The organism is Enorma massiliensis phI (genome assembly GCF_000311845.1).
GTDB classification, from domain to species: Bacteria; Actinomycetota; Coriobacteriia; order Coriobacteriales; family Coriobacteriaceae; genus Enorma; species Enorma massiliensis.
The window spans coordinates 37,634-63,405 of sequence record NZ_HE978575.1; the positions used below are offsets into that span (position 1 = coordinate 37,634).

General features: G+C 61.4%; 23 protein-coding genes, 1 tRNA gene and 1 pseudogene. 21 read left to right on the top strand and 4 right to left on the bottom strand.

Annotated elements, in window-relative coordinates; all coding sequences use genetic code 11:
• Positions 1-104: 104 nt before the first annotated feature.
• The 3 genes from allD to arcC (HGEM_RS06935) all read left to right on the top strand — a co-directional run bounded on the left by allD (position 105) and on the right by arcC (HGEM_RS06935) (position 4,467).
• Complete coding sequence (gene allD, locus HGEM_RS06925; RefSeq protein ID WP_019128700.1) at positions 105-1,157, top strand: ureidoglycolate dehydrogenase; 1,053 nt, start codon at positions 105-107, stop codon at positions 1,155-1,157.
• Between the two features lie 402 nt (positions 1,158-1,559).
• Positions 1,560-2,522 carry a carbamate kinase gene (arcC, locus tag HGEM_RS06930; RefSeq protein ID WP_019128701.1) on the top strand — a complete coding sequence of 321 codons (963 nt, stop codon included), beginning with the start codon at positions 1,560-1,562 and terminating at the stop codon, positions 2,520-2,522.
• Between the two features lie 982 nt (positions 2,523-3,504).
• Complete coding sequence (gene arcC, locus HGEM_RS06935; protein ID WP_019128702.1) at positions 3,505-4,467, top strand: carbamate kinase; 963 nt, start codon at positions 3,505-3,507, stop codon at positions 4,465-4,467.
• Positions 4,468-4,683: 216 nt separating this feature from the next.
• Here the strand turns inward: arcC (HGEM_RS06935) and HGEM_RS06940 are convergent, their stop codons facing one another.
• Entirely contained in the window at positions 4,684-5,334 is a 651-nt protein-coding gene (locus HGEM_RS06940) for a GntR family transcriptional regulator (RefSeq protein ID WP_019128703.1), read from the bottom strand.
• 290 nt (positions 5,335-5,624) lie between these two features.
• Between HGEM_RS06940 and HGEM_RS06945 the strand changes: the two genes are divergently transcribed.
• The 4 genes and pseudogenes from HGEM_RS06945 to HGEM_RS06955 all read left to right on the top strand — a co-directional run bounded on the left by HGEM_RS06945 (position 5,625) and on the right by HGEM_RS06955 (position 9,012).
• The gene (locus HGEM_RS06945; RefSeq protein ID WP_019128704.1) at positions 5,625-6,401 is read left to right on the top strand and encodes a dimethylarginine dimethylaminohydrolase family protein; all 777 of its coding nucleotides are present in this window, start codon (positions 5,625-5,627) and stop codon (positions 6,399-6,401) included.
• Positions 6,402-6,473: 72 nt separating this feature from the next.
• Positions 6,474-7,955 carry a basic amino acid/polyamine antiporter gene (locus HGEM_RS06950; protein WP_019128705.1) on the top strand — a complete coding sequence of 494 codons (1,482 nt, stop codon included), beginning with the start codon at positions 6,474-6,476 and terminating at the stop codon, positions 7,953-7,955.
• Between the two features lie 184 nt (positions 7,956-8,139).
• Positions 8,140-8,205, top strand: a pseudogene (locus HGEM_RS10685) (zinc-ribbon domain-containing protein); the annotation flags it as partial.
• Positions 8,206-8,406: 201 nt separating this feature from the next.
• A complete protein-coding gene (locus HGEM_RS06955; RefSeq protein ID WP_019128706.1) occupies positions 8,407-9,012 on the top strand; it encodes a hypothetical protein in 606 nt (201 codons plus the stop codon).
• Positions 9,013-9,158: 146 nt separating this feature from the next.
• Here HGEM_RS06955 and HGEM_RS10365 read toward each other — a convergent pair whose 3' ends face one another.
• Positions 9,159-9,782, bottom strand: coding sequence for a C39 family peptidase (locus HGEM_RS10365; protein WP_019128707.1), 624 nt, complete (start codon positions 9,780-9,782; stop codon positions 9,159-9,161).
• Between the two features lie 1,092 nt (positions 9,783-10,874).
• On the opposite strand from HGEM_RS10365, the gene HGEM_RS06965 reads away from it, so the two are divergent.
• The 12 genes from HGEM_RS06965 to HGEM_RS07020 all read left to right on the top strand — a co-directional run bounded on the left by HGEM_RS06965 (position 10,875) and on the right by HGEM_RS07020 (position 21,836).
• On the top strand, positions 10,875-11,819 hold the full coding sequence (locus tag HGEM_RS06965) for a zinc dependent phospholipase C family protein (RefSeq protein WP_019128709.1): 945 nt from the start codon (positions 10,875-10,877) through the stop codon (positions 11,817-11,819).
• Between the two features lie 198 nt (positions 11,820-12,017).
• On the top strand, positions 12,018-13,268 hold the full coding sequence (locus HGEM_RS06970) for an MFS transporter (protein ID WP_019128710.1): 1,251 nt from the start codon (positions 12,018-12,020) through the stop codon (positions 13,266-13,268).
• A 197-nt stretch (positions 13,269-13,465) separates the two neighbouring features.
• Positions 13,466-14,059, top strand: coding sequence for a QueT transporter family protein (locus HGEM_RS06975; protein ID WP_019128711.1), 594 nt, complete (start codon positions 13,466-13,468; stop codon positions 14,057-14,059).
• 134 nt (positions 14,060-14,193) lie between these two features.
• On the top strand, positions 14,194-15,378 hold the full coding sequence (locus tag HGEM_RS06980; RefSeq protein ID WP_035101688.1) for a glycosyltransferase: 1,185 nt from the start codon (positions 14,194-14,196) through the stop codon (positions 15,376-15,378).
• A complete protein-coding gene (locus HGEM_RS06985; protein ID WP_019128713.1) occupies positions 15,378-16,727 on the top strand; it encodes a histidine kinase in 1,350 nt (449 codons plus the stop codon). The genes HGEM_RS06980 and HGEM_RS06985 overlap by 1 nt, the downstream gene beginning before the upstream one ends.
• 74 nt (positions 16,728-16,801) lie before the next feature.
• Positions 16,802-17,518, top strand: coding sequence for a LytR/AlgR family response regulator transcription factor (locus tag HGEM_RS06990; RefSeq protein ID WP_022349294.1), 717 nt, complete (start codon positions 16,802-16,804; stop codon positions 17,516-17,518).
• Between the two features lie 9 nt (positions 17,519-17,527).
• Positions 17,528-18,031, top strand: a complete 504-nt coding sequence (locus HGEM_RS06995; protein WP_230197243.1) for a metallophosphoesterase family protein — start codon at positions 17,528-17,530, stop codon at positions 18,029-18,031.
• Positions 18,032-18,252: 221 nt separating this feature from the next.
• Positions 18,253-18,330, top strand: a tRNA-Asp gene (locus HGEM_RS07000).
• 159 nt (positions 18,331-18,489) lie between these two features.
• Positions 18,490-18,981: an RrF2 family transcriptional regulator gene (locus tag HGEM_RS07005; protein ID WP_019128716.1), complete on the top strand. Its 492-nt coding sequence runs from the start codon at positions 18,490-18,492 to the stop codon at positions 18,979-18,981.
• Between the two features lie 8 nt (positions 18,982-18,989).
• On the top strand, positions 18,990-19,925 hold the full coding sequence (locus HGEM_RS07010) for an HhH-GPD family protein (RefSeq protein WP_019128717.1): 936 nt from the start codon (positions 18,990-18,992) through the stop codon (positions 19,923-19,925).
• Positions 19,926-20,391: 466 nt separating this feature from the next.
• Positions 20,392-20,931: a rubrerythrin gene (gene rbr, locus HGEM_RS07015; RefSeq protein WP_019128718.1), complete on the top strand. Its 540-nt coding sequence runs from the start codon at positions 20,392-20,394 to the stop codon at positions 20,929-20,931.
• A 344-nt stretch (positions 20,932-21,275) separates the two neighbouring features.
• The gene (locus HGEM_RS07020) at positions 21,276-21,836 is read left to right on the top strand and encodes a hypothetical protein (RefSeq protein ID WP_019128719.1); all 561 of its coding nucleotides are present in this window, start codon (positions 21,276-21,278) and stop codon (positions 21,834-21,836) included.
• A gap of 63 nt (positions 21,837-21,899) precedes the next feature.
• Here HGEM_RS07020 and nth read toward each other — a convergent pair whose 3' ends face one another.
• Positions 21,900-22,559: an endonuclease III gene (gene nth / locus HGEM_RS07025; RefSeq protein WP_019128720.1), complete on the bottom strand. Its 660-nt coding sequence runs from the start codon at positions 22,557-22,559 to the stop codon at positions 21,900-21,902.
• Positions 22,560-23,013: 454 nt separating this feature from the next.
• On the opposite strand from nth, the gene HGEM_RS07030 reads away from it, so the two are divergent.
• A complete protein-coding gene (locus HGEM_RS07030) occupies positions 23,014-23,292 on the top strand; it encodes a hypothetical protein (protein ID WP_019128721.1) in 279 nt (92 codons plus the stop codon).
• A gap of 39 nt (positions 23,293-23,331) precedes the next feature.
• Here the strand turns inward: HGEM_RS07030 and HGEM_RS07035 are convergent, their stop codons facing one another.
• Positions 23,332-24,810, bottom strand: coding sequence for a DNA recombination protein RmuC (locus HGEM_RS07035; protein WP_019128722.1), 1,479 nt, complete (start codon positions 24,808-24,810; stop codon positions 23,332-23,334).
• A 213-nt stretch (positions 24,811-25,023) separates the two neighbouring features.
• Here HGEM_RS07035 and HGEM_RS07040 point away from each other — a divergent pair, with 213 nt between their 5' ends.
• Positions 25,024-25,626, top strand: coding sequence for a recombinase family protein (locus HGEM_RS07040; protein ID WP_019128723.1), 603 nt, complete (start codon positions 25,024-25,026; stop codon positions 25,624-25,626).
• Positions 25,627-25,772: the final 146 nt, after the last annotated feature.

Here is a 25,772-nt window from a genome sequence, read left to right on the forward strand (position 1 = left end):
GCCTGAGCTGGCGGACGTACACGACATGTCGTCCGCCCGCTTGTGCCAAGGTATCAAGCTCTGTGCTCGATGTGCGGGCACGGGCGTAACGTAAGGAGGCTTTCATGCTTGTTACTCGTGACGAACTCAAAGAACTCATGAAGAAGAAGTTCATGGCCGCCGGCATGCATGAGAACCATGCCGACGACATGGCAGAGGTGCTCGCGTGGTCGAGCGAGCGCGGCCTGCACAGCCATGGCGAGGTGCGCGTTGAGTACTACACCGAGCGCATCTCCAAGGGCGGCATGACCATCGATCCCAAGGTTACGTGGACGCAGACCGGACCGTGCTCGGGCATTCTCGACGCTGACAACGGCTGCGGTTACCCCTTCGCGATCGAGGGTATGCAGAAGGCCATCGACATGGCCAAGGAGAACGGCATCGGCTTCGTGGGCGTGGCGAACGTCTCGCACACCGGCGCGATCGGCTATTACACCGAGATGGCCGCCAAGCAGGGCATGATCGGTCTTTCCTGCACGCAGTCCGACCCGATGGTCATCCCGTATGGTGGCGCCGAGCCGTTCTACGGCACGAACCCCATCGCGCTCGCGGCCCCTACGGCCGATGACCGCATCGTGAGCTTCGATATGGCCACGACCGTGCAGGCGTGGGGGAAGATCCTCGACGCCAAGAGCGCCGGCCGCTCCATTCCCGAGGGCTGGGCGGTTGACGAGGACGGCAGCCCGGTCACCGATCCGCACAAGGTGAACGCGCTGGTTGCCATTGCCGGTCCCAAGGGCTATGGCCTCATGATGATGGTCGACATTCTCTCCGGCGTGTTGTTGGGCGTGCCCGCGGGCAAGCATGTCTCCTCCATGTATCACGATCTTTCCGAGGGCCGTCGTCTCGGCCACCTCAACGTGGCGATCAACCCTGAGTACTTCTGCGGGGCGGACGAGTTCCGCGCTCACATGTCCGAGGTGCTCGACGAGCTCAACGCCGTCAAGCCGGGCGTGGGCTTCGATAAGGTGTATTGGCCCGGCCAGCGTGCGCAGATGCGCATCCAGGCAACTAAGGACGCCGGCGGTATCGAGATCGTGGATGACATCTACGATTACCTCGTGAGCGATGACCTGTATCGCCATAGCTGGGATCACAAGAACCGTTTCGCCGAGTAGCAAGATCACGCGTGCGAGGCACGATATGTGCTGTTGCGATGCCGCCGACGCTTGCGCCGCAGGCGGGCACCTTGGCGTCGTGCGAGGCGCGCTGCGCATGGCATTGATTTGGTGCCGATTGGAATCGCAGCGCAGCGCGATTCGCGGATCGCGGTGCAGTGCATAGCGCGAGCTGCGATGCGGCGCGAATCGCGGGTCGCATCGCAGCTATTTGACGAAGACGGGCTGCTGCAGGCAGCCTGGGGTGGCCCGTCTCGTGCTTCCCGCAAAATTGTCGTAATGAATATACAAAATTTGACTCTATTTTGTACTTTTTCTACGACAATTTTTTAAATCCTAGCGAATGAAATCAAGCTGAGCAGCTAATGCCAGCTGACTGTAAGTTACGAAAGGAAGTTTTCCATGTCCAAGCCTCTTGGCAAACCCGACCGTATCGTCGTCGCGCTCGGCGGCAATGCGCTGGGCAACACGCCCGCTGAGCAGATTGAGCGCGTGAACAATGCTGCCCACGCACTCCTCGGCCTCATCGAGCAGGGCAACGAGATCATTATCACCCATGGCAACGGCCCGCAGGTCGGCATGATCCAGAACGCCTTCGCCGCGGCCCACGATGCTATCGGGACACCTGAGATGGACCTGCCCGAGTGCGGCGCCATGAGCCAGGGCTATATCGGCTACCACCTGCAGCAGGGCATCGGCCGCGAGATGCACAAGCGCTACAAGCGCTGGCACGTGGCCACCGTGGTCACCCAGATTGAGGTCGACCCGGAGGATCCGAGCTTCCAGAACCCCACCAAGCCCATCGGCCCGTTCTATACCGAGGAGCAGGCCCGCGAGATTATGGCAGCGGAGCCGGACAAGGTTTTCGTGGACGATTCTGGCCGCGGTTGGCGCCGCGTCGTGGCGAGCCCCGATCCCAAGAAGATCGTCGAGGCCCCTTCGATTCTGAACCTTCTTGATAACGAGTTCATCGTCATCGCCTGCGGTGGCGGTGGCATCCCCGTGGTCCGTGACTACGATAACAAGGGCTGCTATAAGGGTGTGGCAGCGGTAATCGACAAGGATGCCGGCGGCGAGCTGCTGGCCGAGGATTGCGACGCCGATGTGCTCTTCCTGCTCACTGCTGTGGAACATGTGGCTGTGAACTTCGGTACGCCTGAGCAGCGCGACCTGACCGACCTGACCGCCGACGAGGCCGAGAAACTCGCCGACGAGGGCCAGTTCGGCAAGGGCTCCATGGAGCCGAAGGTCCGCGCGGCGATTAAGTTCGCCCGCAGCCGCAAGGGCCGCACCTGCATCATCGGTGCGCTCGACAAGGCCGCCGAGACTATGTCCGGTTTATCTGGCACCCGTATTCACGGGTAAGCTGGCGCGTTTATTGGACGGCGGTTATCGTCTGTTGTGGCGGGCCGGCGGAGCGTTGCACTCCGCCGGCCCGTTTCTGCTTGCAGCCCGGGGCGCTCTGTGGGGCGCGGTGTGGGGTGTAGGCGTATGGCGCAAAAGCGCGTCGCGCGTGGGTCTGGTGCAGGGCGCATCGCGGGTGCACGTCGCGCGGAGGCACTCAAAGAAGGCAGGGGAGCTCACGGGAGGGTGCATAATCTTGACGAATGCGCGCACAAACTTGCCGAATGTCGCCATTTCGGGGCACTCAGCAAGTTTGTGCGCGCATTCGTCAAGTTTGTGAACGATTGGCCGGCCCGCCCGCCTGGAAGCGCCGCGTGAAGCGCCGTGGTCGGCCAGCCCCGGAGCAAAAGTCCCGCCAAAGAATCGGATTTTCATCGATGGGCCGGATAGGCCGCGCCGTGGGCTCAGGGGAGCCGCAGGTCAGGACGCTGCCCCCATGCCGGCTACTGCGCGTGCGCCCAAAAATCCGATCCTTTGGCGGGACTTTTGCATGGCATCGCGCGCCAACGCCCCTCCGAGCGGCTTTTTTCGGGCCCCGTTGGCGCTTTTCCCGCCCGGGCGGGGGATCGCGGTGCATCCGGGCTGCCGGCGGGGGCGCCGGAAGGCGGCCCAGCGTGCCGTGGGGCCAAATATAAAACAATGCATGTTATGCATAAAACCGCGTTCAGCAATGAAGGGATGCGCGGAGGGGAGAAAAGCGCTTCGTTTGATGCGCGAGGCTCTTCTTTACCGTTGCTTTACCTCGAAAAAGTGGAGCATCACGAAACCACAACACGGCGATACGCTGAGCGGCAAATACCTACCGCTCATCCGTTATCTATCCTCTCTAAACTCTAAATATGAATAAAAACGGGCATCTCGAGAATATAATGCAAGCCTACCCGAGTGACTTGGGTGGAATTGCATGAACGTTTTTACAAACTTTCGGCGGAAAGGAATGACCATGTCCAAGCCCATCGGCAAGCCCGATCGTATCGTCGTCGCGCTCGGCGGCAACGCCCTCGGCGACACCCCCCAGGAGCAGATCGAGAAGGTCGGCCACGCCGCCCACGCGCTGCTCGGCCTCATCGAGCAGGGCAACGAGATCATCATCACCCACGGCAACGGCCCGCAGGTCGGCATGATCCAGAACGCCTTCGCCGCCGCGCACGACGCCATTGGCACCCCCTCCATGGACCTGCCCGAGTGCGGCGCCATGAGCCAGGGCTACATCGGCTACCACCTGCAGCAGGGCATCGGCCGCGAGATGCATCGCCGCTACAAGCGCTGGCACGCCGCCACGGTCGTGACCCAGATCGAGTGCGACCCGGACGACCCGGCGTTCCAGAACCCCACCAAGCCCATCGGCCCGTTCTACACCGAGGAGCAGGCCAAGGCGCTCATGGAGGAGAACCCCGAGATGACCTTCGTCGAGGACTCCGGCCGCGGCTGGCGCCGCGTCGTGGCGAGCCCCGAGCCTAAGAAGATCGTCGAGGCCGATTCCATCCTCAACCTTCTTGACAACGAGTTCATCGTCATCGCCTGCGGTGGTGGCGGCATCCCCGTGGTGCGCGATTACAACAACAAGGGCTGCTACAAGGGCGTGGCCGCCGTTATCGACAAGGACATGGGCGGCGAGCTCCTCGCCGAGGATTGCGACGCTCAGGTGCTCTTCCTGCTCACCGCCGTCGAGCACGTGGCCATTAACTTTGGCAAGCCCGACCAGCAGGACCTGACCGAGATCAGCGCCGACGAGGCCGAGAAACTCGCCGACGAGGGCCAGTTCGGCAAGGGCTCCATGGAGCCGAAGGTCCGCGCCGCCATCAAGTTCGCCCGCAGCCGCAAGGGCCGCGTGTGCATCATCGGCGCGCTCGACAAGGCCGCCGAGACCATGGCCGGTCTCTCCGGCACCCGCATCTACGCGTAAGCGCCTGCGATTACCCTACATCGTGTGTCTCTTGGAGGCTCCAACCTGGTTGGGGCCTCCGTTTTGTTTAGGGACCTCTTCTCCAATGATTGGGCGCTGCACCCGTTGGGCCATAGCGGTAGGGTCCGTCTTATTCCTGCACTAGCCGATGCTCTCGCAGTCGCTATGGGGGTTGGGCATGCGCTCATCGTAGGCTTTTTATCGTGATCTTGGCGCCTACCACACGGTGAACTCGGCGTTATCGGTATTCCAGTGCACGTCGCGGACATAGTCTCGAACGGCAGCGGCGTCGTGAGCCTTGAGAAGGTCGAGGATGTGCCGATGCTCATCGTTGGCCTTGAGCAGCAGCTTGGTGGTCATTTCTCGGTCAACGGTGCTGTAGTCGCGCTTGATGAAGCAGCGCTCGAGCTGCGTCATGAGGTCCATGAGGCGCTGGTTTCCACATTTCTGGACATAGCTGTAATGGAATTCGCGCTGTAAGTCGTCGTATTTGAGGATGAGGCCACTCGATATGGCGAGGTCCATAGACCCCACAAGGAACTGCATCTGTGCGAGGTCTTGCTCGGTGAGCTGGGGGCATGCCAAGAAGGCAGCCTGCCCGTCGAGGGGCCCGATGACCTCGAACACCTCGAGTGCTCGTTGGCGATCGAAGCCTCGCACGCGGAAGCCGCGCCTGGGTTGGTTGTCGAGGTAGCCATCGCTTGCGAGCTGGATGAGCGCTTCTCGAACCGGCGTGCGCGAAACCCCCATCGCGTCGCAGATGGCTTGTTCGCTTACACGGTCTCCGGCGGAGAGCTCTCCACTGTCGATGCGCCCGGCAATGTAGCTGTATACATTATCCTTGAGCGAGCTGCGTGGGGTGTCCACGGTCGCCTCCCTTCGGTGGGTGAGCGATTGCGGCATGTTGATGCGCCTGCAACAGCATACAACAGACCGTTGCTAGATGAATAGCATGAGCATGCCAAGCATTCTCAAATGTATATTGTCGACGTGCAGAGAATGAAAGATAAAACCAGTAAATAGAATCAACCGTTCACCGAGCAATAGGCACCGCTCATAATTGTATACAATATACAAAACAAAGAATCACCCATAGAATGAAGCCAGCGAGACGGGGTGAAGGAAGCCCCGCAAACCTTCCCAAGGAGGACCTCATCATGACCAAGTTCAGCCACGTCATCATCCGTCGTCCCGGCAAGTCGCTTAGCAACGGCATCACGAGCGCGCCGGAGCTCGGCCAGCCCATTTACGAGCGCGCCATCGAGGAGCACTACGACTACGAGCACGCTCTCGAGCAGTGCGGCGTTGACGTCACGGTGCTTCCCGCTCTCGAGCAGTACCCCGACAGCTGCTTCGTCGAGGATCCCGCGGTCATCACCCGTTGCGGCGCCATCATCACCAATCCGGGTGCCGACTCCCGCAACGGCGAGAAGGACGAGATTGAGCCGGTCGTTCGTCGGTTCTTCGACGACGAGCATGTGAAGCACATCGTGAGCCCCGGTACCCTCGATGGCGGCGACGTCATGATGGTGGGCGACCACTTCTACGTGGGCCGCTCCGCGCGCACCAATGAGGAGGGCATCCGCCAGTTCATCGAGATCCTCGAGGGCTGGGGTCTCGAGGGCTCCGAGGTCCCGCTGGAGGAGGTCCTGCACCTCAAGACCGGCGTGAACTACATCGAGAACAACAACATGCTGGTTTCGGGCGAGTTCATCGACAAGCCGGACTTTGCCCAGTACAACAAGATCGTTGTGCCCGAGGAAGAGGCCTACGGTGCCAACTGCATCTGGGTGAACGACACCGTCATCGTTGCCGAGGGCTACCCGACCGTGCTCAAGGCGGTCCAGGACCTGGGCTACAAGACGCTCGTGGTCGATACCTCCGAGTACCGCAAGGTCGACGGCGGCCTTTCCTGCCTGTCGCTGCGTTTCTAAGGTGTTCTTTTCGGGGGCCGGCCTGCGTGTCGGCCCCTTTTTACGTCTACGCAAGTAGGGAAGGGAGCTCGTATGGCACAGGACCATGAGGTCGTCGAGCGCGTTGGCGACGACGGTATCATCGATCCTAACGGTCTCGATCTTTTCCGCCTCACGATGATGGTCATTACCGCGAGTATCTGCGGCGGCATCTTCTCGCTCGCGGGCGATATGGCCGCTGGCGGTGCGAACTCCGGCGCCGTCATCGTCTCGTGGGCCATCTGTTTCATTGGCGTGTTCGCACTCATGATGGTGTTCAACGGCCTGTCGCAAGCGCGCCCTGATCTTACGGGCGGCATCTATGCGTATGCCGCTGCAGGATTTGGCGATTACGTAGGCTTTAATTCCGCTTGGGGCTATTGGATCAGCGCATGCCTCTCGAACGTGAGCTTCGCATTGCTGCTCTTCAGCGCGCTGGGGTATTTCTTCCCGGTGTTCGGTGAGGGCAACAACATGATTTCAATCATCTGCGCGAGCGTGTTCCTGTGGTTCCTCACGTTTTTGGTTACGCGCGGGGTTAAAGAGGCCGCTGGCATCAACACAATCGTCACGCTGGCGAAGCTCGTTCCGCTTGGCATGTTCGTGTTGTCCATCGTGCTTCTGGGCAAATTCAACCCGGATATCTTTATGGATAACTTCTGGGGCGAGCCCGGAGGCCCGAGTTTTGGTGAACAGGTCGTCTCGACCATGATCGCGCTCGTCTGGGTGTTCACGGGCATCGAGGGCGCCGTCGTTATCTCGGGTCGTGCAAAATACGTGAAAGACGTAGGACGAGCGACGGCTTTCGGTTTCATCGCCGTCTTCGTGCTCTACCTCATCATCTCGCTGCTCTCCCTCGGCATCATGCCGCGTGAAGAGATGGCCCAGCTCGCAACGCCCTCCATGGCGGGCATTCTTGAGCGCGCCATCGGTCCGGTAGGGGCGGCGGTCGTAAATCTCGGCGTGGTCCTCTCGCTTGTGGGCGCCATGCTCGGGTATGTGATCATCGCTTCCGAGACACCCTTCGAGGCTGCGCGCCAGGGCTCGTTCCCCAAGTCGTTCACCAAGACCAACGATCGCGGCGCCCCGATCGTGACGGTGCTTGTAAGCTCGAGCATCACCCAGCTGTTCCTTGTGCTATCTGCGGTTGCGGCAAGTACGTATCAGTTCTTCTATTCGTGCGCAGTCAACACCATCCTCATCCCCTATGTGTGCTCCGCAGCCTATTACATGGTGATCGGCTGGAAGAACGAGCACCTGGACGGCCCTCGTGCGCCCAAACTCGCGACTGCGCGGTTCTTCGGCACGCTCGGCTTCATCTATACGATCTTCCTCGTGTGGTCTACGGGCCTTCAGGGTGTGATGATCACGACGATCCTGTTTGCCCCGGGCATCTTGGTGTATGCGGCAGGAGAGAAGGGGCGCGGCAAGCCGGTGCTTCCTGCTGCGCATGACAAGGTCATAGCCTTGGTGGTCGTCATCGTTGCTCTTATCTCGCTGTACCTGCATTTTTCTGGGATTGCCCCGATTGTGTAGGCGAGCGGCGTCCGGTGGGCGCCAGAAAACCTGCTGTTTGGCGATTGCCTGCTCCTATGGGGGCGTTGGTGAGGCTACACTTTAGTCCAAGAAAGCGGCGCGCCCTGGGTGGCGCGTCGCCTTGGATTCGCGCAATGCGCCTCGGGGCTACGGGGTCTATCGAGCGCGGGAAGGGGAGGTTGACATGTACTGTCCTCACTGTGGTTCTCAATTGCCAGACGGGGCTGCATTTTGCGGGCATTGCGGCAAGCCGGTAGCGCCCCAGCCTGTTGCGGGTGCAGCCCAGCCCAACGCGAGCGCGCCCCAGCCTGCTCCGGCACCCTCGCCAGTTGCGGGGCAGCAATCTGCGCCCCCGTTCGCCGCAGCTCCCGGTTCCGTCCCGCCGGGTGTTCCGCCGGCGCCAGCGGGCCAAAGCCCCTTCGATGTCAAGCCGCCTAAAAAGCCGTTCCGCGTGACCCGTGGCATGGCCATCGGCATCTTGGCGGTCGCCGTGGTTGCCGTAGTGGCCATCGTGCTCGCGGTCTCCGGCGTATTTGGCGGCGGGGCGCACAAGAGCGCGCAGGGCATCGCCGACCAGACGGACGCTCTCTTCGACGACCTTATGCAGAGCGACTTCGATTCTGCTGCGTTCGAGAAGTTCGGCAGCGGCATCATCGACCTTATTCCGCCCGAGTTCATCGACTCGGCGCTTGAGGAGACCGGCCGTACGCGCGAAGAGCTGATCCAGTACATGGGCAGCTCGCTTGGCGGTAGCATGGAATACTATGCGTCAACGCTTTCAAGCTATACGGACATGTTCACCATCTCGATCGATGTGGAGCTGGGCGATAGGCTCGATAGCTACGACATAGAGAGCATCAACGATGCCCTTGCGTCAAGCGGATGCGACGGCGTTGTTACCGAGGGCTACTATCTTACCGGCGAGGTCTCCGTTACCTTCAACGAGGATTATGAAGGCTATAGCGCCGGTGAAACCGAGAGCGAGGACATGGGGAACATCGGCGTGTGCGCGATCAAGATCGGCAATTCCTGGTACCTCTGGCCCGGCGTGTACTAGCGCGCCGCGCACCGGCTGCTGAGCTGGTTCTACATAACGATTAGGCGGGCGGCCTCGGTTCATATCGGGGCCGCCCGCTTCGCGTTGGCGAGCGCGAGCCCCGCAAAGCCCCGCAAAGCGGCCTCAGCGCATCTCGGGGCCGCTTGCTATGCGGTGAAGGCCCAGCATGCGGTGGTCTGGCCCAAAATGCGGTCGACGCTCCACTTTTGCGCGCTCCGCAGGCTGCTGTTGGGGTCGTGGACCGTGAGCATGCCTGCATCGTCGATGCCGGAAAGTACGATGAAGTGGCCCACCGAGGTGAAGTCGCCAGGGGCCACGGCGCAGATGACCGGCTGTCCTGCCTCGAGCGCCGTAGATATCGCGTTTGGCGTGAGTTCGAGTTCTCGGCTGGAGAACCCGAGCTTGCTCGGCATCTCGGTCATGAAGCGCCACTCCGTTGCGCCGGTTGGCGCGTAACTGCCTGCGTCGGCGCGTGCGCACATGTCGGCGGGCGTGAGGTCGGTGTTGCCTGTTAGGTAAATGTAGACCATGGTGAGGCAGGTGGGGCCGCAGCCGTTGAGCGCCACGGTGGCTCCTGCGTAGGGCTTCTGGGCCCAGAGCGGGTCGGTCTGGAAAAGGTAGGGCATGCTGCCCTGCTGCCACGATGAGCGCTGCGTGGATGCGGGAAGCTGCCCTATGCTCATGGGGGTGAGGTCGAGAAGCTTCGCCTCGGCAGTGGCATCCGCGCCAGCCGAAGGCACGAAGAAAACGGTTGAGGCGAGCGTGAGCACCAGGGCACCTATGCAGGATGGCGCGAGCACGGCGCGCAGCCGAACGGGTTGGCGGCGCCCCCGTCTGCTCCACGAGCTGCCCCGATAGGAGCCCCGTGCGAACGTGCTGCGCCCAGAGCGCGGCGCACCGCCCGACCAGCGGCGGCGCGATGAGCGGGAGGAGAATACGGCGTGAGGGTTTCGCCGGCCAAACAGGCGGCCGAACAGCTTGCTCACGGCGCTTCCCAGCGCGCTTACGAGGGCGGCCGCGACCATGGCGATGGTGCCTAAGATGCGCGCGGCCCTGTTGGCGGTAGGCGGATAGGGCCCGGTGGGGCCTCTTCGGGGGCCTACTGCCCGCCCGGCAACCCGCCCGGCATTACGCATGGACGCGCGTCCGTTGCGCCCGGGGGCATGGCTGCTTTCGCGTACCGAGATGTGCCCGCCGCGCGATTCCGGGCTGCGAGGACTTCCGGCATTGTCGCGCTGCTCCCGGCGGCGGAGAGATCCGGCATCGCCGCGCGATTCCTGGCGCGGGCTTCCGGCATCGCCTCGCTGGATGCGGCGAGGCATGGCATCGTTGGGGGAGGGACGGCCCCTGCGTTCGTGGCGGGATGCGGCCTCGCTGCCTTGGGTGGAGTGGCCGTGCGGCATGGCGCTATGCCCGCTGCGATGGCCGGGAGCGCCTGGCTGGCGTTCGGCTTGACGCTCTCTAGGGGCGGGCGCCCCCACCGGCTCCTGTTCGTGAGGGAAGGTCGCATGTTGGTGCGGCGGGCGATAGGAGGCGAGGCGTGCCGATCGGGGCGTGGGCATCCCAACGCCCGTGTCCGAGCCGCGGGGCGTCTGGCCCTGTGGATGGTTATCCGCTTCGTCGCGTTGTCCCTGTGGCACGGCGACGCACCTCCCTCCCAACATCTGCATGTTTACGCACCATGGTATCGCATCGTCGCAGGGTTTCCCGGCAATTCCGGCGGGCATCGTATGAGCGGTATGTTTCCCCGGGCATTGGCGGGTATCTTGCGGTTCGCGTTGGGCATAATGGAACAGAACGACTCGGAGGCGCATGGCAGCATGGGAACACGCCCGCTGCCGCGGTGCGCGGGAAGGGGCGACATGCCTGCGCTCATCACCCATCACCTCTTTGGCGAGGAAAGTATCGATAGGCTACCAGCGGGAATCATCGGAAGCGATGATGAACGCATGGCGTTTCTGCTGGCAAACCAAGGCCCTGATCCATTCTTCTTCCGCGTGCGCACACCGCATATCGCCGAGTGCATGGGGCTCGCCCAGGCCATGCATCGCTGCCGCATCTCCCAGCAGTTCGCGGCACTGCGCGACGGGGTGTCGCATCTACGCCAGCACGATGCCCAGATTGGCCGCGCCTTCGCTTTGGGCATGCTCTCTCATTACGTGCTCGACCGCAATGCCCATCCGTTCGTCTACGCCCAGCAATGGGGCGTGCAGGAAGTCGATGAGACGCTCGAAGATGCGGGGAGCCAGGTGCATGCCATCATCGAAAGCGACCTGGACGTCCTTATGCTCCAGATTAAGCGCGGGGGCGCAACTACGGAGGACTGCCCGCCTGCATGCGAGCTCGTGACGACCGATCGTATCAACAAGGTTGCCGGAACGCTTATGAGCCACACGGCGCTCAGCGTATTCGGTCTTTCGGTAGGAGCTCCCGAGTACGGCGGCGCCGTGGCCGACATGAAGCTCGCCTACCAGCTCGTCGAGCCGGCGAATGCGCCAATCTCGCAGGTTCTCGGGCTCATCGAGGGAGCCGTGCGCGGACATTCGCTGCTGGCTTCGCTCGCGCACCGGGTGACTACCGAGCCTCCGCTTCGTGCGGGCAACATGGGGCATTTGGAGTGGGAGAATCCGTTCACCAGGGCGGTCTCGTTCGAGAGCTTCCCCGAGGTGTTCGACCGGGCGCTGGACGATTACGAAGGTGCTGCACGCGCCTTCGTGGACGGGGTTCCCATGGAAGAGGTTACGAACCGCGTGAACTACTCCGGACGCCCCCTTGCCGACGACGAGGAGCTTGAGGAAGACGATTAGCCCCTGAGGCCGGCCTGTGGCCGAAAGGCCGGTACCGATGACGGCGCCCTGCCGCTGGGTGCGGCGGTGCCCCATGGCGGCATCCGGCTCAGGGCTGGCCTCTTTACTAAATCCTGACGGTGCTTTTCTGTTTGGTGCCGTACCATATAAGGCTGTTTTGCATGCGCCTCGCGCGTGCGCATGGGGAAGGAAGCAGTCGTGAACTACACCAAGCAGGAACGCAACTGGGTCATGTACGACGTGGGCAATTCTGCCCTCGTCCTCTTCAACACGTCGGTCGTGCCCATCTACTTCGACGCGATCAACACGGGGGCCTCCTCTGCGGAGCTCGTGACCGCATGGGCAAACGCCCAGACGGTGGCGTCGCTCGTGGTGGCGCTGCTCATGCCCGTTCTGGGGTCGCTCGCCGATTATGCGGGCAACAAGATCAAGTTCTTCCTTGGCTTCTTCCTCACGGGTCTCGTGCTCTGCTTCGCGCAGGCTATCCCCATGGGTGCCATGCCGTTTCTCGTGGTGTACGTGCTGTGCACCATCGGGCTCAACTCGTCGATGACGTTCTACGACGCCATGCTCCCCGATATCACCACCGACGATCGCATGGACACCGTGTCTTCCTCCGGATACGCGTGGGGCTACATCGGGTCGTGCGTGCCGTTCATCGTGTGCATCCTGCTCATCCTGGTGGGACCCTCGGCTCTGGGTCTCGATATGCTCTTCTGCGTGCAGGTTTCGTTTATCATCACGGGCATTTGGTGGCTTGCGTTCACCGTGCCGCTCGTGCGCACGTATAAGCAGCGCTACGCCAAGGAGCTCGCACCTGGCGAGACGTTCGGCGGAGAGGTGGTCAAGACCATCCGCGGCCTCGGCACCACGATGCGCCGCATCGCCGAGGACCGGGCGATTCTCATCTACATGATTGCCTTCTTCTTCTACATCGACGGCGTGCATACGGTCATCTCGATGGCGACAACCTACGGCACGTCGCTCGGCCTCGATTCGACCGCGCTCATCCTGGCCCTGCTCGTCACGCAGTTTGTGGCGTTCCCCTCCGCGATTGCGTATGGATCGCTTGCCAAGAAGTACGGAACCCTGCGCATGATTCTCATCGCGGTTGCTGCCTACGTGGGCATCGTGCTCTTCGCGGCGTTCTTCCTCAAGAGCGAGGTGGAGTTCTGGATTCTCGCTGTGGTGGTGGGTATGTTCCAGGGCGGTATCCAGGCGCTCTCGCGCAGCTATTTCGGCAAGCTCATCCCCAAGGAGCGTTCGAACGAGTACTACGGCTTCTTTGATATCTTCGGGCGCTATGCGAGCGTCATGGGAACTCTGCTAGTATCTGTCGTGACATCGCTCACGGGGGATGCTTCTTTAGGAGTGCTTTCCATCGGGATCCTGTTGGTCGTGGGCTTTGTCATGCTCATCAGGCTCTCTCGAATCAAGGGCCTGGCGTAGGGCCGGGCGCGACGGTCCAGGTGGTCTCTTTTGGGACGGGTCCGTTTTGACCCATTTGAGTCGTTTTGGGACGGGTCCGTTTTGACCCATCGCGGCCGAAGTGGGTCAAATGGATCAAAATAGACCCGTCCCAAAAGAGACCACCCGCCGGCACGTCTGATGAGCATTCAAGTAAAGCCCTCCAACATAGAAGGTGAATGCTCATGAAATCGAATGAAGTCGCCCGTATAGGGGTCATCGCTGCCGTGTACGCGGCATGCACGCTCATCGCGCTGCTCTTCCTTGGCAGCCTGGCCTGGGGCCCCATCCAGTTCCGCGTGTCCGAGGCGCTCTGCGCGCTCGCGCTCTTCACCCCGGCTGCCATTCCGGGGCTTACGCTCGGGTGCGCTATCGCCAACGTCGCCAACATCGCGCTTTCCGGCACGGGCATGCTCGGCCTGCTCGATGTGGTCTTCGGCTCGCTCGCCACGTTTGCGGGCGCCTGCTTTACCTGGAAGATGAGGAAGCATCCTCTCGTGGCGCTCGCCGGCCCGGTGATTGCCAACGCCCTCATCGTCCCTGCCTATTTGCCCATTCTTTTGCAGGCAACCGGCTTCTACACGATTCCCTTCACATCCATATCCCTCGATGGTGCCTGGCCTCTCATGTATCTCTTTGGACTGGTGACCACGGGCGCCGGCGAAGCGGTTATCATGTATGTGCTGGGATATCCGTTGAGTAAGTCGCTTGCTCGCACGCCGTACTTCAAGGCGGATTCGCCCTTTGCGGAAGCGCGGGGCGCCTCGCATTAGCGATTGGGGGATCGCTCGGGGCGGCCAACCGCTTCTCGCGGCGATATCTCGCGCGCGTGCGGAAAGCCGGCGTGCTCGATGAGGCTCTGTGCCTGGGGCAGGTGCAGAGCCAGAGACGAGAGGTCGTGATGGACGTGGGACCGGTTATCGTGATCCCAACGTACTGGGCAGATGTGCGGGCCGAACAGCAGGCCCCCGGCGCCTATGATCATTCGACCGACCTTAACCGCGAAGACACCGAGCTCGATCGCTGCCTTGCGTCGCTCGAGAACGTGGACGATGTCGCGCCCATCGTCCTGCTCGTGGTATGCCCGCTATCCGCCTCCTCCGACGTTAGCATGCGCGTGCGGCGCATCGCTCAGGACCACCCATCGCTCACCATTACCGTTGTGACCAACGTCGAGGCAATGCAGGTCATCGACCGCGTGGGCGAGCTCGCCCCCCGCGGGCTGGGGGAATGCGTATCGCTGCGCGGCTATGGGGCCATCCGGAACATGGGGCTCGCGGTCGCAGCGGTGCTGGGCCACGACATCGTGGTGTTCTTGGACGACGACGAGGTCGTTGCCACCGCGGATTTCATGAAGCGCGCGGTATACGCTCTTGGGCACGAGACGCGCCAGGGCCTTCCCATCCTTGCCAAGAGCGGATATTTCTTCAACGAGGAAAACTCTCCTTTCGCCAACACCTCAAAAGCGGGCATCACGAACCGCTGGTGGACCAAGCGCGTGGAATTCAACCAGTGGATGCGTCGGGCGCTCGGCGGGACGCGCATCTCGCGTTCCAACTATGTGTGCGGCGGATGCTTTGCTGTGCATGCCCGCGCGTACATGCGCGTGGCGTTCGACCCGTTCATCACGCGCGGCGAGGACCTCGACTACCTCTTCAATCTTCGGCTGCACGGTCTCGATGTCTGGTTCGACAACCGGTGGTCGGTGCGCCATCTTCCCCCTGCGGTCGAACAGCGCGCACCGCGCTTTATGCAGGACGTGTACCGCTGGTATTATGAACGGGCGAAGCTCGCCGATGCGAACCGTCAGAACGACCTCAACTCGGTGACGCCCGCCTCGCTCATGCCGTATCCCGGTCCGTGGATCTCGTCGGAACTCGACTCGCGCGTGCGCAAGACCGCCATCGTGCGCACGTTCTTCACGCGGGAGCATCGCGCCTACTGGGGCATCTGGCGCCATGGACGCAGCAACGCGCTGCGGTATGCACGCGAGAACACTGGAAAGTACCTGCGCTTCCAAAGCTTCTGGCCCGCCATCATGGAGGGCTTGTGGCGCGACGCGCAGCTCGCGGAACTCTTCAAGGAGGCTTGATGAACCTTCGGTCCCGTGTGGCGGGAGGGCATACCGATATCCTCTCGCTGCTCTGGATGCTTGCCGTGATCGGTGCGTCCGTGGTGGCGTTCTACCTGCTCTGGTTGGTCATTGCGGGAGCGGAGTCGGTGCCGGTGACCATCGTGTGCGTGCTGCTCGCCATCTTTCTGGTGGTATTCGCCTATCGCCTGCTCAACCCGGACCGCCTGCGTTCCCAATACACCGAGGAAACGCTCTCGCTCGCTTCGGACATGCTCGAAGACATGCGCGGCGGCCTTACTCCCGAAAGCGCGGAAGCCATTTGCAGACACCTGCTGCCCGAGACGCATGCGAGCACCATCGCTGTGACCGACGAGAGCCGCGTTCTCGCCTGCGTGGGCGACATGGCGGAGGATTTTCCTTCCGGCTCTGCCATCCATACGCCTGCAACGCATTACGTGATTGAGCACGGCATCATCCAGTCGTTCACCCAGGCGGTGGAGGTGCGTGCCGAGAACGGGCGAGCCCGGCTGATCCCCGCGGGCATCGTGGCTCCGCTCAAGGTGAGCGATCACACCGTGGGCGCGCTCAAGTTCTATTTCCGCAGCCCGCACGCGGTCAACCGCACGCAGTACGCGCTTGTGTCGGGCTTTGCCGACCTCATTTCGACGCAGCTCGCCATCCACGAGCTCGAGCTCCAGGAGGAGCTCACCGCACGCGCCGAGGTGCGCGCCCTCCAAGCGCAGATCAACCCGCACTTTCTCTTCAACACGCTCAACACCATCGCTTCCTTCACGCGCACCGATCCGGCCCGCGCGCGCGAGTTGCTTCGCGAGTTCTCTTCGTTCTACCGCTCGACGCTCGATAATTCCGGCTCGCTCATCCCCGTATCGCGCGAGATCGCGCAGACCAAGCGGTATCTCATGTTCGAGTACGCGCGGTTTGGCGACGACCGCATCGCAGCCGAATTCATTGTGGAAGACGGCGTCGAGGAGTCGCCGGTGCCCTCCTTCGTTATTCAGCCGCTCGTAGAAAACGCAGTGCGTCATGGTATGAAGGACGAGGGCACGCTGCATATTCGCGTTGCGGTGCGTTCGTGCGGCGAGGGGGCGATTTCAATCGAGGTATCCGACGACGGCGTGGGCATGAGCGAGCAGACCGCGGCGCACCTTTTCGAGGTAACGGAGCGGCCGGTCGATGTAAACGCTCCCCAAGGCGGCGGCGCTGGCGTGGCCATGCACAACATCTTCGAGCGAATCCAGCGATTCTACGGCCCCAAATCCTCTGCGCACGTTGAATCGCACCCAGGGGAGGGGACGACGATTACCTTGCATCTGGATTTGCTGGGGAGTATCTTCGTTGATGGGTAGAATGAGAACATCCGGTTCCGTTTGGGCGCACGGTTCATGCCTAGCGGTTTGCGCGGACGAAGGGAATACAACGTATGCTACGTGCGATGATCGTCGATGACGAGGCTCCTGCCCGCTCTGAGCTTAAATTTCTGCTCGAGCAGACGGGCAAGATTAGCTCGATTACCGAGGCGTCGAGTGTTCGGTCTGCCATCGAGATGCTAATGGAGAGCCGCGTCGACGTGGTGTTTCTCGATATCTCGATGCCCGGGGCATCGGGCCTGCAGCTGGCGGAGGCGCTCCACAAGCTCAAGAACCCTCCCGCGATCGTGTTCGTGACCGCGTACAGCGACCACGCGGTGGAGGCGTTCGATGTCGACGCGGTCGACTACCTGCTGAAGCCCGTCGAAGAGGCGCGGCTCGACCAGGCCATCGAGAAGGTCCTCACGCGTGTGAAGCCGCAGACCGAGAGCAAGGTTTCCATCGAGCGCATCCCGGTCGAAAAGGGCGGGCGCAAGGTGCTCATCCCGGTGGACCAGATCCGCTATATCATGGCGAAGGACGACTATTCTTGCATCTTTACCGACGATGACCGGTTTCTTTCCACGACGTCGCTCGCTCAGTTTGAGGCGAAGCTCTGCGACTTCGGGTTCTTCCGCGTGCATCGTCGCTATATCGTGAACCTTGCGTGCGTCGAAGACGTCGAGACGGTGCCCTCGGGTGCCATCCAGCTGGGCATTACGGGTATGGAGGAGCGCGTACCGGTTTCTCGTCGTCGTGTGGTGCCGCTTAAAAAGGCGCTGAGTCTGTAGGGAGTGCTTGTGGAAGGGGCAACGGTGACCGAGTCGGGGCGTGTTGGGGCGGAACCCGAGGCAAAGCGGATCGATATCATCTCCGATACCCACGGGCACCTGTCGCCCGCATTGCTCGAACAGCTTGAAGGTGCCGACCTCATCATTCATGCAGGGGACATCACGTCCGAAATGGATTGGGAGCACCTCCGCACCATTGCGCCGATTCGCGGCGTGCTGGGCAACAACGATTACTACCGCGACTACGGCCCCGAGGTGCAGCGGCTGGCCCTGTTCACCTATGAGGGGCTTCGTTTTGCCGTGGCCCATTATCGCGAGGATCTTCCTGTTGACGATGTGGACATTGCCGTATGCGGCCACACGCATCGTTCGCGCGTGCTCGAGATGGGCGGTTGCTTGGTGGTGAACCCGGGGTCGGCAACGTTTCCGCGCGGGTCCCGCGGGGCAACTATGGCGCGCATGATGGTTTCGGCGGGCGAGGTCCTTTCGCTTAAGATCATCGATCTGGAGTAAGTTAGTGGACGCAGCCGGCAGCCCGCCTCGCAGCATGCCGGCCATTCTCCATGCAGCTGCGGCCACAGCGTTCTCCTCACCGTGCGCAATAGCTGTTGCAGTTGCAGCCCCCCTCTGAGCTGCGCTTATGGAGGCTTTTTTGCATCAGCGCACTTTTCTTTAAAAATACCCTTGCGCGGCTCGTCTGCTCTTGGTACACTTGCTCACGCAGCATTTGCTGAGGGGAGTTAGCTCAGTTTGGTTAGAGCGCCGGCCTGTCACGTCGGAGGTCGCGGGTTCGAGCCCCGTACTTCCCGCCATTGCTTAGAGAGCCCCGCCATGTGCGGGGCTTTTGCTTTTAATACGCCCCGCTGCGCGATGTAGGTAACATGCTATAGTCTATGCTCAGCTTTTTCGCCTGTGCAGTCATATAACATGGTAAGACAAGTTATCAGGCGTTCGACATCAAAGGGGCTATAATGGACATCTCGAGGAAGACGGACTACGCGCTGCGCATTCTGTCGATTCTGGCTACGAGCGAGAGCGACCTGCTTTCCGTGCGCGTGGCCGCCGAGCAAGTGGATGTTCCCTACTCCTTCGCGCGGTCTATCCAGCATGGGCTTGCTCAGGCCGGCATTGTGGAGAGCCTGCGCGGCGTCCATGGCGGCATGCGTCTTAAGGCCGATCCTGCCGCGATCACGCTTTGCGATATCGTCGAAGCCGTGCAAGGACCATTCTGCATCAACGAGTGCACCGCGCCTGACGCCGACTGCTCGCGTATGTCTACCTGCTGTTTTCATCCGCTTTGGCTGGGAGCCGAAGCCCTTATGCGCGATTATCTCAGTTCCATCACGCTGCACGACGTCGTGACGTGGAGCCGTTTCCCCGCCGTTGACGCGAAGTTCACCGATCGCAGCGCATTTGCCTCGTATGCCGACTGCGCGTCGCTTCGCCGTCATACCGGTGCGTAGGCTGGTACATGGTTTCAGAGGAATTTCGCTCGCTCATCCGCGCCGAGGGTGCGCGGCTGTACCGAGACCTTCCATGGCGCCGCACGCGCGACCCCTATCATATCTGGCTCTCGGAGGTCATGCTTCAGCAGACCCAGGTGGCACGCGTCGAGACGCGCATGCCGGCGTGGCTCGAACGTTTTCCGAGTGTCGAGGCGCTGGCCGATGCCCCCACCTCCGATGTACTCGAGGCGTGGCAGGGTATGGGATACAACCGCCGCGCGCTGGCGCTCAAGCGGGCGGCGCAGGAAATCATGGAGCGCTGTGACGGCGCGTTTCCCCGCGAAACGAAGGAGCTCGTTGCGCTGCCGGGCATAGGTCCCGCGACGGCGCAGGGTATCAGGGCCTTCGCGTTCGACCTGCCCGGTGTGTACCTCGAGACCAACGTCCGTACGGTGTTTCTGCATCACTTCTTCCCTGATGTTCCTGCGGTGCCCGACCGGGAGCTCACGCCGTTGGTGGAGGCGACCTGTCCCCTTGCCCCGGAGGGTATTGCGGCGCGGACGGATGGGGCTTCTGGGACGGAGCGGTTTGCCGTTCCCCAGGATGCTGAAGACACGCCGCGGTCCTGGTATTATGCGCTGCTCGACTACGGCGCGTATCTCAAAAAGACGCTGCCCAACCCCTCGCGCCGCTCCGCGGCGTATACGCGACAGTCCCGTTTCGAAGGGTCGCGTCGCCAGAAGCGCGCAGAGGTTGTCCGGATGCTGCTCGATGCGCGCGATGCAGAGCCAGCGGGCCTTACCTTGCAGGATGTTGTGCGCGAACTCGACCGCTTTGAGGCCAAGGCAGGGCGCGGCCCGGTTGACTCCGGGCTCGCTGCTTCGATCCTCGACGCCTTGGAGCAGGAAGGGTTCTGTTTGGCCGTCGAGCGCGATGGTGAGCGCGTTTGGATGATCGCATAGGGGCTGCTGCCCGCTGGCTTGAAACCCTGTTTTATACCTTCGGTTGAAGCGGGAAGTATCTCGTCAGCACTCTACCAGCGCTTTTGCTGTAAGAAATCCGAAATCTACGTTTGGCTGCGGGAGCATGTTGGGTTTTATCGCACTGTAGCATTGCATGGGCACCGACCACTTTCAACTTTTGGGCACTTCACGAGGTGCCTGCAAAGTAGACAGGTGTTCTGCGAGCGATGTACCTGCGGTTTCTCTGACAAAAAAGTTACTCATACTTCATAAGGCAGGCAAGAAGTGCCCAAAAGTTGAATAAGCTTCATCTGGCTGGCGCAATGTATGCGATTCTTTCATTTTATTAGAACTAATTCCTATTAAGTATGAGTATAATCTACCGCCGAGGGTATAACCTCAGCATAGGCGCGCCGTGAGTGCGCGAACAACGACTGCTGATGCCAGCAGGAGGGGAGAGAGTCCAATGGATTTCGAGAACTCGCAGACTAAGAAGAACCTCGAGACCGCGTTCGCCGGTGAGTCGCAGGCGCACACCAAGTATCGTTACTACTCTTCGCAGGCCAAGAAGGACGGCTACGTCCAGATCTCCGACATCTTCATGGAGACCGCCAAGAACGAGTCCGAGCACGCCAAGCTGTGGTTCAAGTATCTGCACGGCGGTGCGGTGCCGGGCACGCTCGACAACCTGAAGGACGCCGCCGCTGGCGAGAACTACGAGTGGACCACGATGTACGCCGAGTTTGCGCAGACCGCCGAGGAGGAGGGCTTCAAGGAGATCGCCGCCAAGTTCAAGGGCGTTGGCGCGGTGGAGAAGGCGCACGAGGAGCGCTATCTTAAGCTCGCCGAGCGCGTTGAGAAGGGCGAGGTCTTCGAGCGCGAGGGCGTCAAGGTTTGGAAGTGCCTGAACTGCGGCCACCTGCATGTTGGCCCCACGGCTCCGCAGCTTTGCCCCGTCTGCAACCATCCGCAGAGCTACTTCGAGGAGCAGGCGATCAACTACTAGTGTAGGCTTGGCGTTCTAACGCGTCGCCTAGGTTCTGGGGCCGCCCATGCCGTTTGTTGCATGGGCGGCCTTTTGCGTGATGGCGTTTGCGTTGTGCCCTATTTCCGCACGGCCATTTCTTGCATGGTGCGACCTGCCCATGAGGCGCATCTGCCGTGTGACGCGGCTTGGTGGGGTTGCCACCGCGGTCGTGCTTGAATCGTGGTTGATGGAGCGAGCTTTCGCTCGGCGTCCTCGGGGCATGCCGTTTATCGATTTCGACACAGGGCACGCTTGACGTAGGCTAATCTCCGTGCCATGCTTGGCCTACCTTTCCATGCATGCCTCTCCGAGGAGGATGTTGCATGGACCTTTTTATCGAGACTCCCAAACAAGTAAATGACCGGTTGGAGCGTGAGCGTCGTTCCCAGGACGCATGGTTGCGCGCCATGCAAGAGCAGTATGCCGCGCAGCAGGCCGGGCTTGGGGCGCCTGTCGTGCAGCAGGCCGGGAGCCGGGTGCCCGTCGACCAACAGATCGGGAGCGATGCGCCCTCCGCGCAGCGATCCGGGCACGAGGAATTTTCCGAGCGGCACCGCGCGTGCGAAACGCATGCCGAGCAGCGGATTGAACATGAGGCCTCGCATACACCGTCTCAGGCGGGCGATGGCTATTCGGTCGCGCAGGATGCGTACCGCGAAGAGCTCGCCTTCCAGCGCCGCCGGGCGCGTCGTCGTCGCATCGGTGCTTGTCTGCGCGTGCTCGCGCTCATCGTGCTCATTCCCCTTGGGCTCGCGGCGGTGTTTGTCGGGTCGTATGTTCTGACCTGCATCATCAACGGGGCCACGCCGGAAGAGGTGCTCGATGTGCTTACTGCCATGCCCTCGCGTGTGGAGTCGTTTGTGCGCTCGGTGATGGCGATGTGAGTAGGGGCTAAGGGCGTGAGCTAGGGCTCGCAGCGTATCCTGGGCAAGGGCGTGAGCTAGGAGCTAGCAGCGCACGCTGGGGCAGATATCCGAGAGGGGGCATTCGCCGCAGAGCGGCTTGCGTGCATCGCAGATTTCGCGCCCGAACTTGATCCATTGGTGATTCACGTTGCGCCAATACGCTTTGGGAAGAATCTTGAGAAGGTCCTGTTCCGTTTTGAGTGGTTCCTTCTCATGGGTCTTGGGCGAGAGCTTGAGCCGGTGGGCGATGCGATTGACGTGCGTGTCGACCGCGATTCCCTCAACGATGCCAAAGCTCACATTGAGCACGATGTTGGCTGTCTTTCGCCCCACACCAGGGAGCTTGACGAGCTCTTTCATATCGGCCGGAACGTGGCCGCCGTAATCGGCAACGATCATCTGAGCAGCCTCAACGCAGTGCTTGGCCTTCGTTTTATAGAAGCCGAGCGACTTGATCACCTCGGCGATCTCTGTGGGTGTGGCACCAGCCATGGCCTCGGGAGTGGGCCAGCGGCGGAAAAGCTCCGGCGTAACTTTGTTCACCTGCGCATCGGTGGTTTGGGCAGAAAGGAGGACCGAAATGACGAGGCGGAAGGGGTTCTCGTGGTCGAGAAAGCACTCGACGGGGCCGTAGCGCCGGTCAAGCCGTTCGCAGACCTCAATTGCGCGCTCGCGCTTGGCGGCGTTGGTTTCACGGGGCATGGCGAATCCTCTCTGCGTCACTGCCTAACATGCAAGGCATCGTGCTCAGCAAGGTTGTGATGGTATGGCCATCTTACCAATGTGCTTCGCCTGTTGCGAGTAGGCGAAAGGGCGTATCCATGACTTGCCCTTCCACGCGTTATTGTGCGCGATTGATTATTGTCATACAATAATCAGGACAGGTGGCTCAGTGACACATGTATTGGATAGGATTCATGGGCGACATCCAGAGCTTGAGTCAGATGATGTTCGCAGCGCATGGGAGGGAGCGATTGCATATGCGGTGCGTAGCGATTCCCGGCCCTTTGAATATATTGCAATCGGTTTTGACGCAACGGGGCGCAGCATCGAGATGGTAGGCCGGCGCACATCCGATGGCGACTGGATTATTTGGCATGCTTTCACGCCGCCAACACGTAAGGCGCTGCGCGAGCTGGGCTTAGGAGGTTAGACGATGAGTGACAAGGAGTTGCTTGCCCAGATTGGTATGACCGAGGAAGAGGCAGAGGCTCGTGCCCAAGATTATGAGCGAGATTCATGGGACGCAGCGAAGCTGGGCAAGCCTCGTCGTGGCCGCCCGTCGATTGCCAACGAAGAGGTCAGGCCTTTTACCGTGAGGTTTCCCGTATCGCTCATGGCTTATGTGGACGATCGGGCAAGGGCGCACGGCCATACTCGGTCGGAGGAGCTGCGACGCATCGTGGTGGAGGCGAAGAGCCGCGCATCGGTATAACCGTGTGCAGCGTGAATGGGATTCGGCATCGATAGGGCGTTAGGAGGTTGCGTCGTTCCCGTGCTCGTTCCCATTGGTAGTGTCTCGCGTCTCTGTGCTTGAATGAATGGGTTCTAGGATTGCGCTCTCATCTAGAGCCTTGGCGTAGGAATCACCGTGCTCGGTACTCGCTTCAATCCCAAGGACCTCGGCGGCATCGTCGTCGGCAAGGGCGCTGATGTCGTCGAGCTTGCGTTCGATGACATTGGTGCGCGTCGTGATGATGCTGTCGACCGTGCGGCCCGCTGTGTCAATCTGCTTGCGGGCGCGGCGAAGCGCTTCTTGGTAGTTGGGAAGCTCCGCCTTAACGGCGGCGAGCACGCGAAGCACGTCGTCGGTGCGTTTTTGCAGGCGGAACGTCTGGTAGCTCATCTGCAGGCTGTTCAAGAGTGCCGCCATGGTGGAGGGGCCCGCCACGTTGACATGGTAGTCTCGCTGCAGGACTTCGACCAGCCCGGGACGATCGACTACCTCGGCATAGAGCCCTTCGAAGGGCAAAAACATGATGGCGAAGTTGGTGGTTTCGGGCACGCTGAGATACTTGCTCGAGATATCTTTCGCCTCGCCCTTAATGCATGTCTCGAGCGCGCGCCGCGCCGCGGCAATTGACTCAGCGTCGCCGTCGTCGAGGGCGTCGCGCAGGTGCTCGTAGGTGTCGCCGGGAAATTTGGCGTCGATGGGCAGCAGGATGGGGTCGCCGCTCTCAACGGGAAGCTTCACGGCAAATTCGACGCGCTCGGAGCTTCCAGGTTTAGTCACCACGTTTTCCAGGTATTGTTCGGGGGCGAGGATGTCCGAGAGGATGGCGCCAAGCTGCACCTCGCCGAGCATGCCGCGTGTTTTCACGTTGCTCAGCACGCGCTTGAGGTCGCCCACGCCAGAGGCGATGCTCTGCATATCGCCGAGGCCCTTGTAAACAGCTTCAAGCTGATCGCTTACCTGTTTGAACGATGCCGAAAGCCGGTCGTTGAGCGTGCGAGAGAGCTTTTCATCTACCGTGGCGCGCACCTGGTCGAGCTGGCGCGCGTTGTCGGTGCGGATATCGCCCAGCTGGCGGTCCACGGTCGTTCGCATCTGGCCCAGTTGGCGGTCCACGGTTTCGCGCACTTGGTCGAGGCGGCCCTCGATGTTCTCGCGGTTTTGCCCGAGCTGCTGCGTGGTCTCGCGGCGAAGAGCGTCCATCTGGTCCCCGGTGCGGGCGATCTGCTGTGAGACCGTATCGAAGCGCTGCTGCATGAGCGGAGTCGTGGCGGCTGCATGCTGAACGAGCGCGCCGAGGGATTGCTGGGCGCTGTCGAGCGCGCGCTGAGTTTCCTGGGCATGGCGCGTCAGCTCCTGCATGTTCGCGCTCGCGCTGCTTCGGGCGTCTTCGGCCCGCGCCGATTCTCGGCGCGCCTCCATAAGGCAGATGATTGCCGCGCCGGCCGCCACAACGGCTGCAAGCGCAGCGATAAGCGCGCAAATGAGCGACAAGTCCATGCCGTATATCCTCCCGTTTTGGTTTTCCGATTCATTATACGCGGCGCGTCTTGGGTTCGTATGGGCGGTTCTGGTTTGCCTGCGCCTTATAGCTCGCGCGGGGCGTTTCTGCTCGGAACGCGACATGTGGCTTGTGCGAAGCGCTTCTGGTTAGAGCGCGGTGCGGGGTAACAATCCGTTTCAAGTAGTGCCAATGCCTAAGGAGGCGAGTACATGGAGTATGGATACGCGCGCGTTTCGAGCCCCGATCAAAACGTTGATCGGCAGCTGGATGCGCTGCGGGCGTTCCCGGTTAAGGACAGCCATATATATGTTGACCGATATACGGGAATGAGCTTTGACCGGCCCCGGTATGGAACGCTGATGCGCCGGCTCAGGCCTGGAGATGTCGTGGTGGTCACAAGCATCGATCGCCTGGGCCGTAACTACGAGGAAATCTTGCACCAGTGGAGAAAGCTTACCCAAGACAGGAATGTCGATATCGTGGTGCTCGACATGCCGCTGCTCGATACACGGGGCCAAACAGGCCTTGGGGAAGATGTGACCCGGACCTTCATATCCGATCTGCTCTTGCAATTGTTGAGCTATGTGGCGCAGGTTGAGCGCGAGAACATCAAGCGTCGACAAGCTGAGGGTATAGCTGCGGCGCGGGCACGTGGAATGCGGTTCGGCAGGCCTGAGAAGCCGCTTCCGGAAGGTGCGCTCGAGATGTTCGCGGCTGTTCGAGCGGGGGAGGTGTCAAAGACCGAGGCTGCGCGGCGTCTTGGCGTATGCCGTCGAACGCTTGATAAGTGGCTGGCGCGCGAACAGGGCTAGGGGCCGGCGTTCTTCTCGATGAGGGGACAAACGGCTGATGGGAAGGATTGCAGAGGGGGCCGAGCTGCGTCGCGTTACCATGCAATCTCTGAGGCAAAAAGTCTGATTGCCAGGGTGTAAATCTGAAATAACGTGAAAACCTTGTA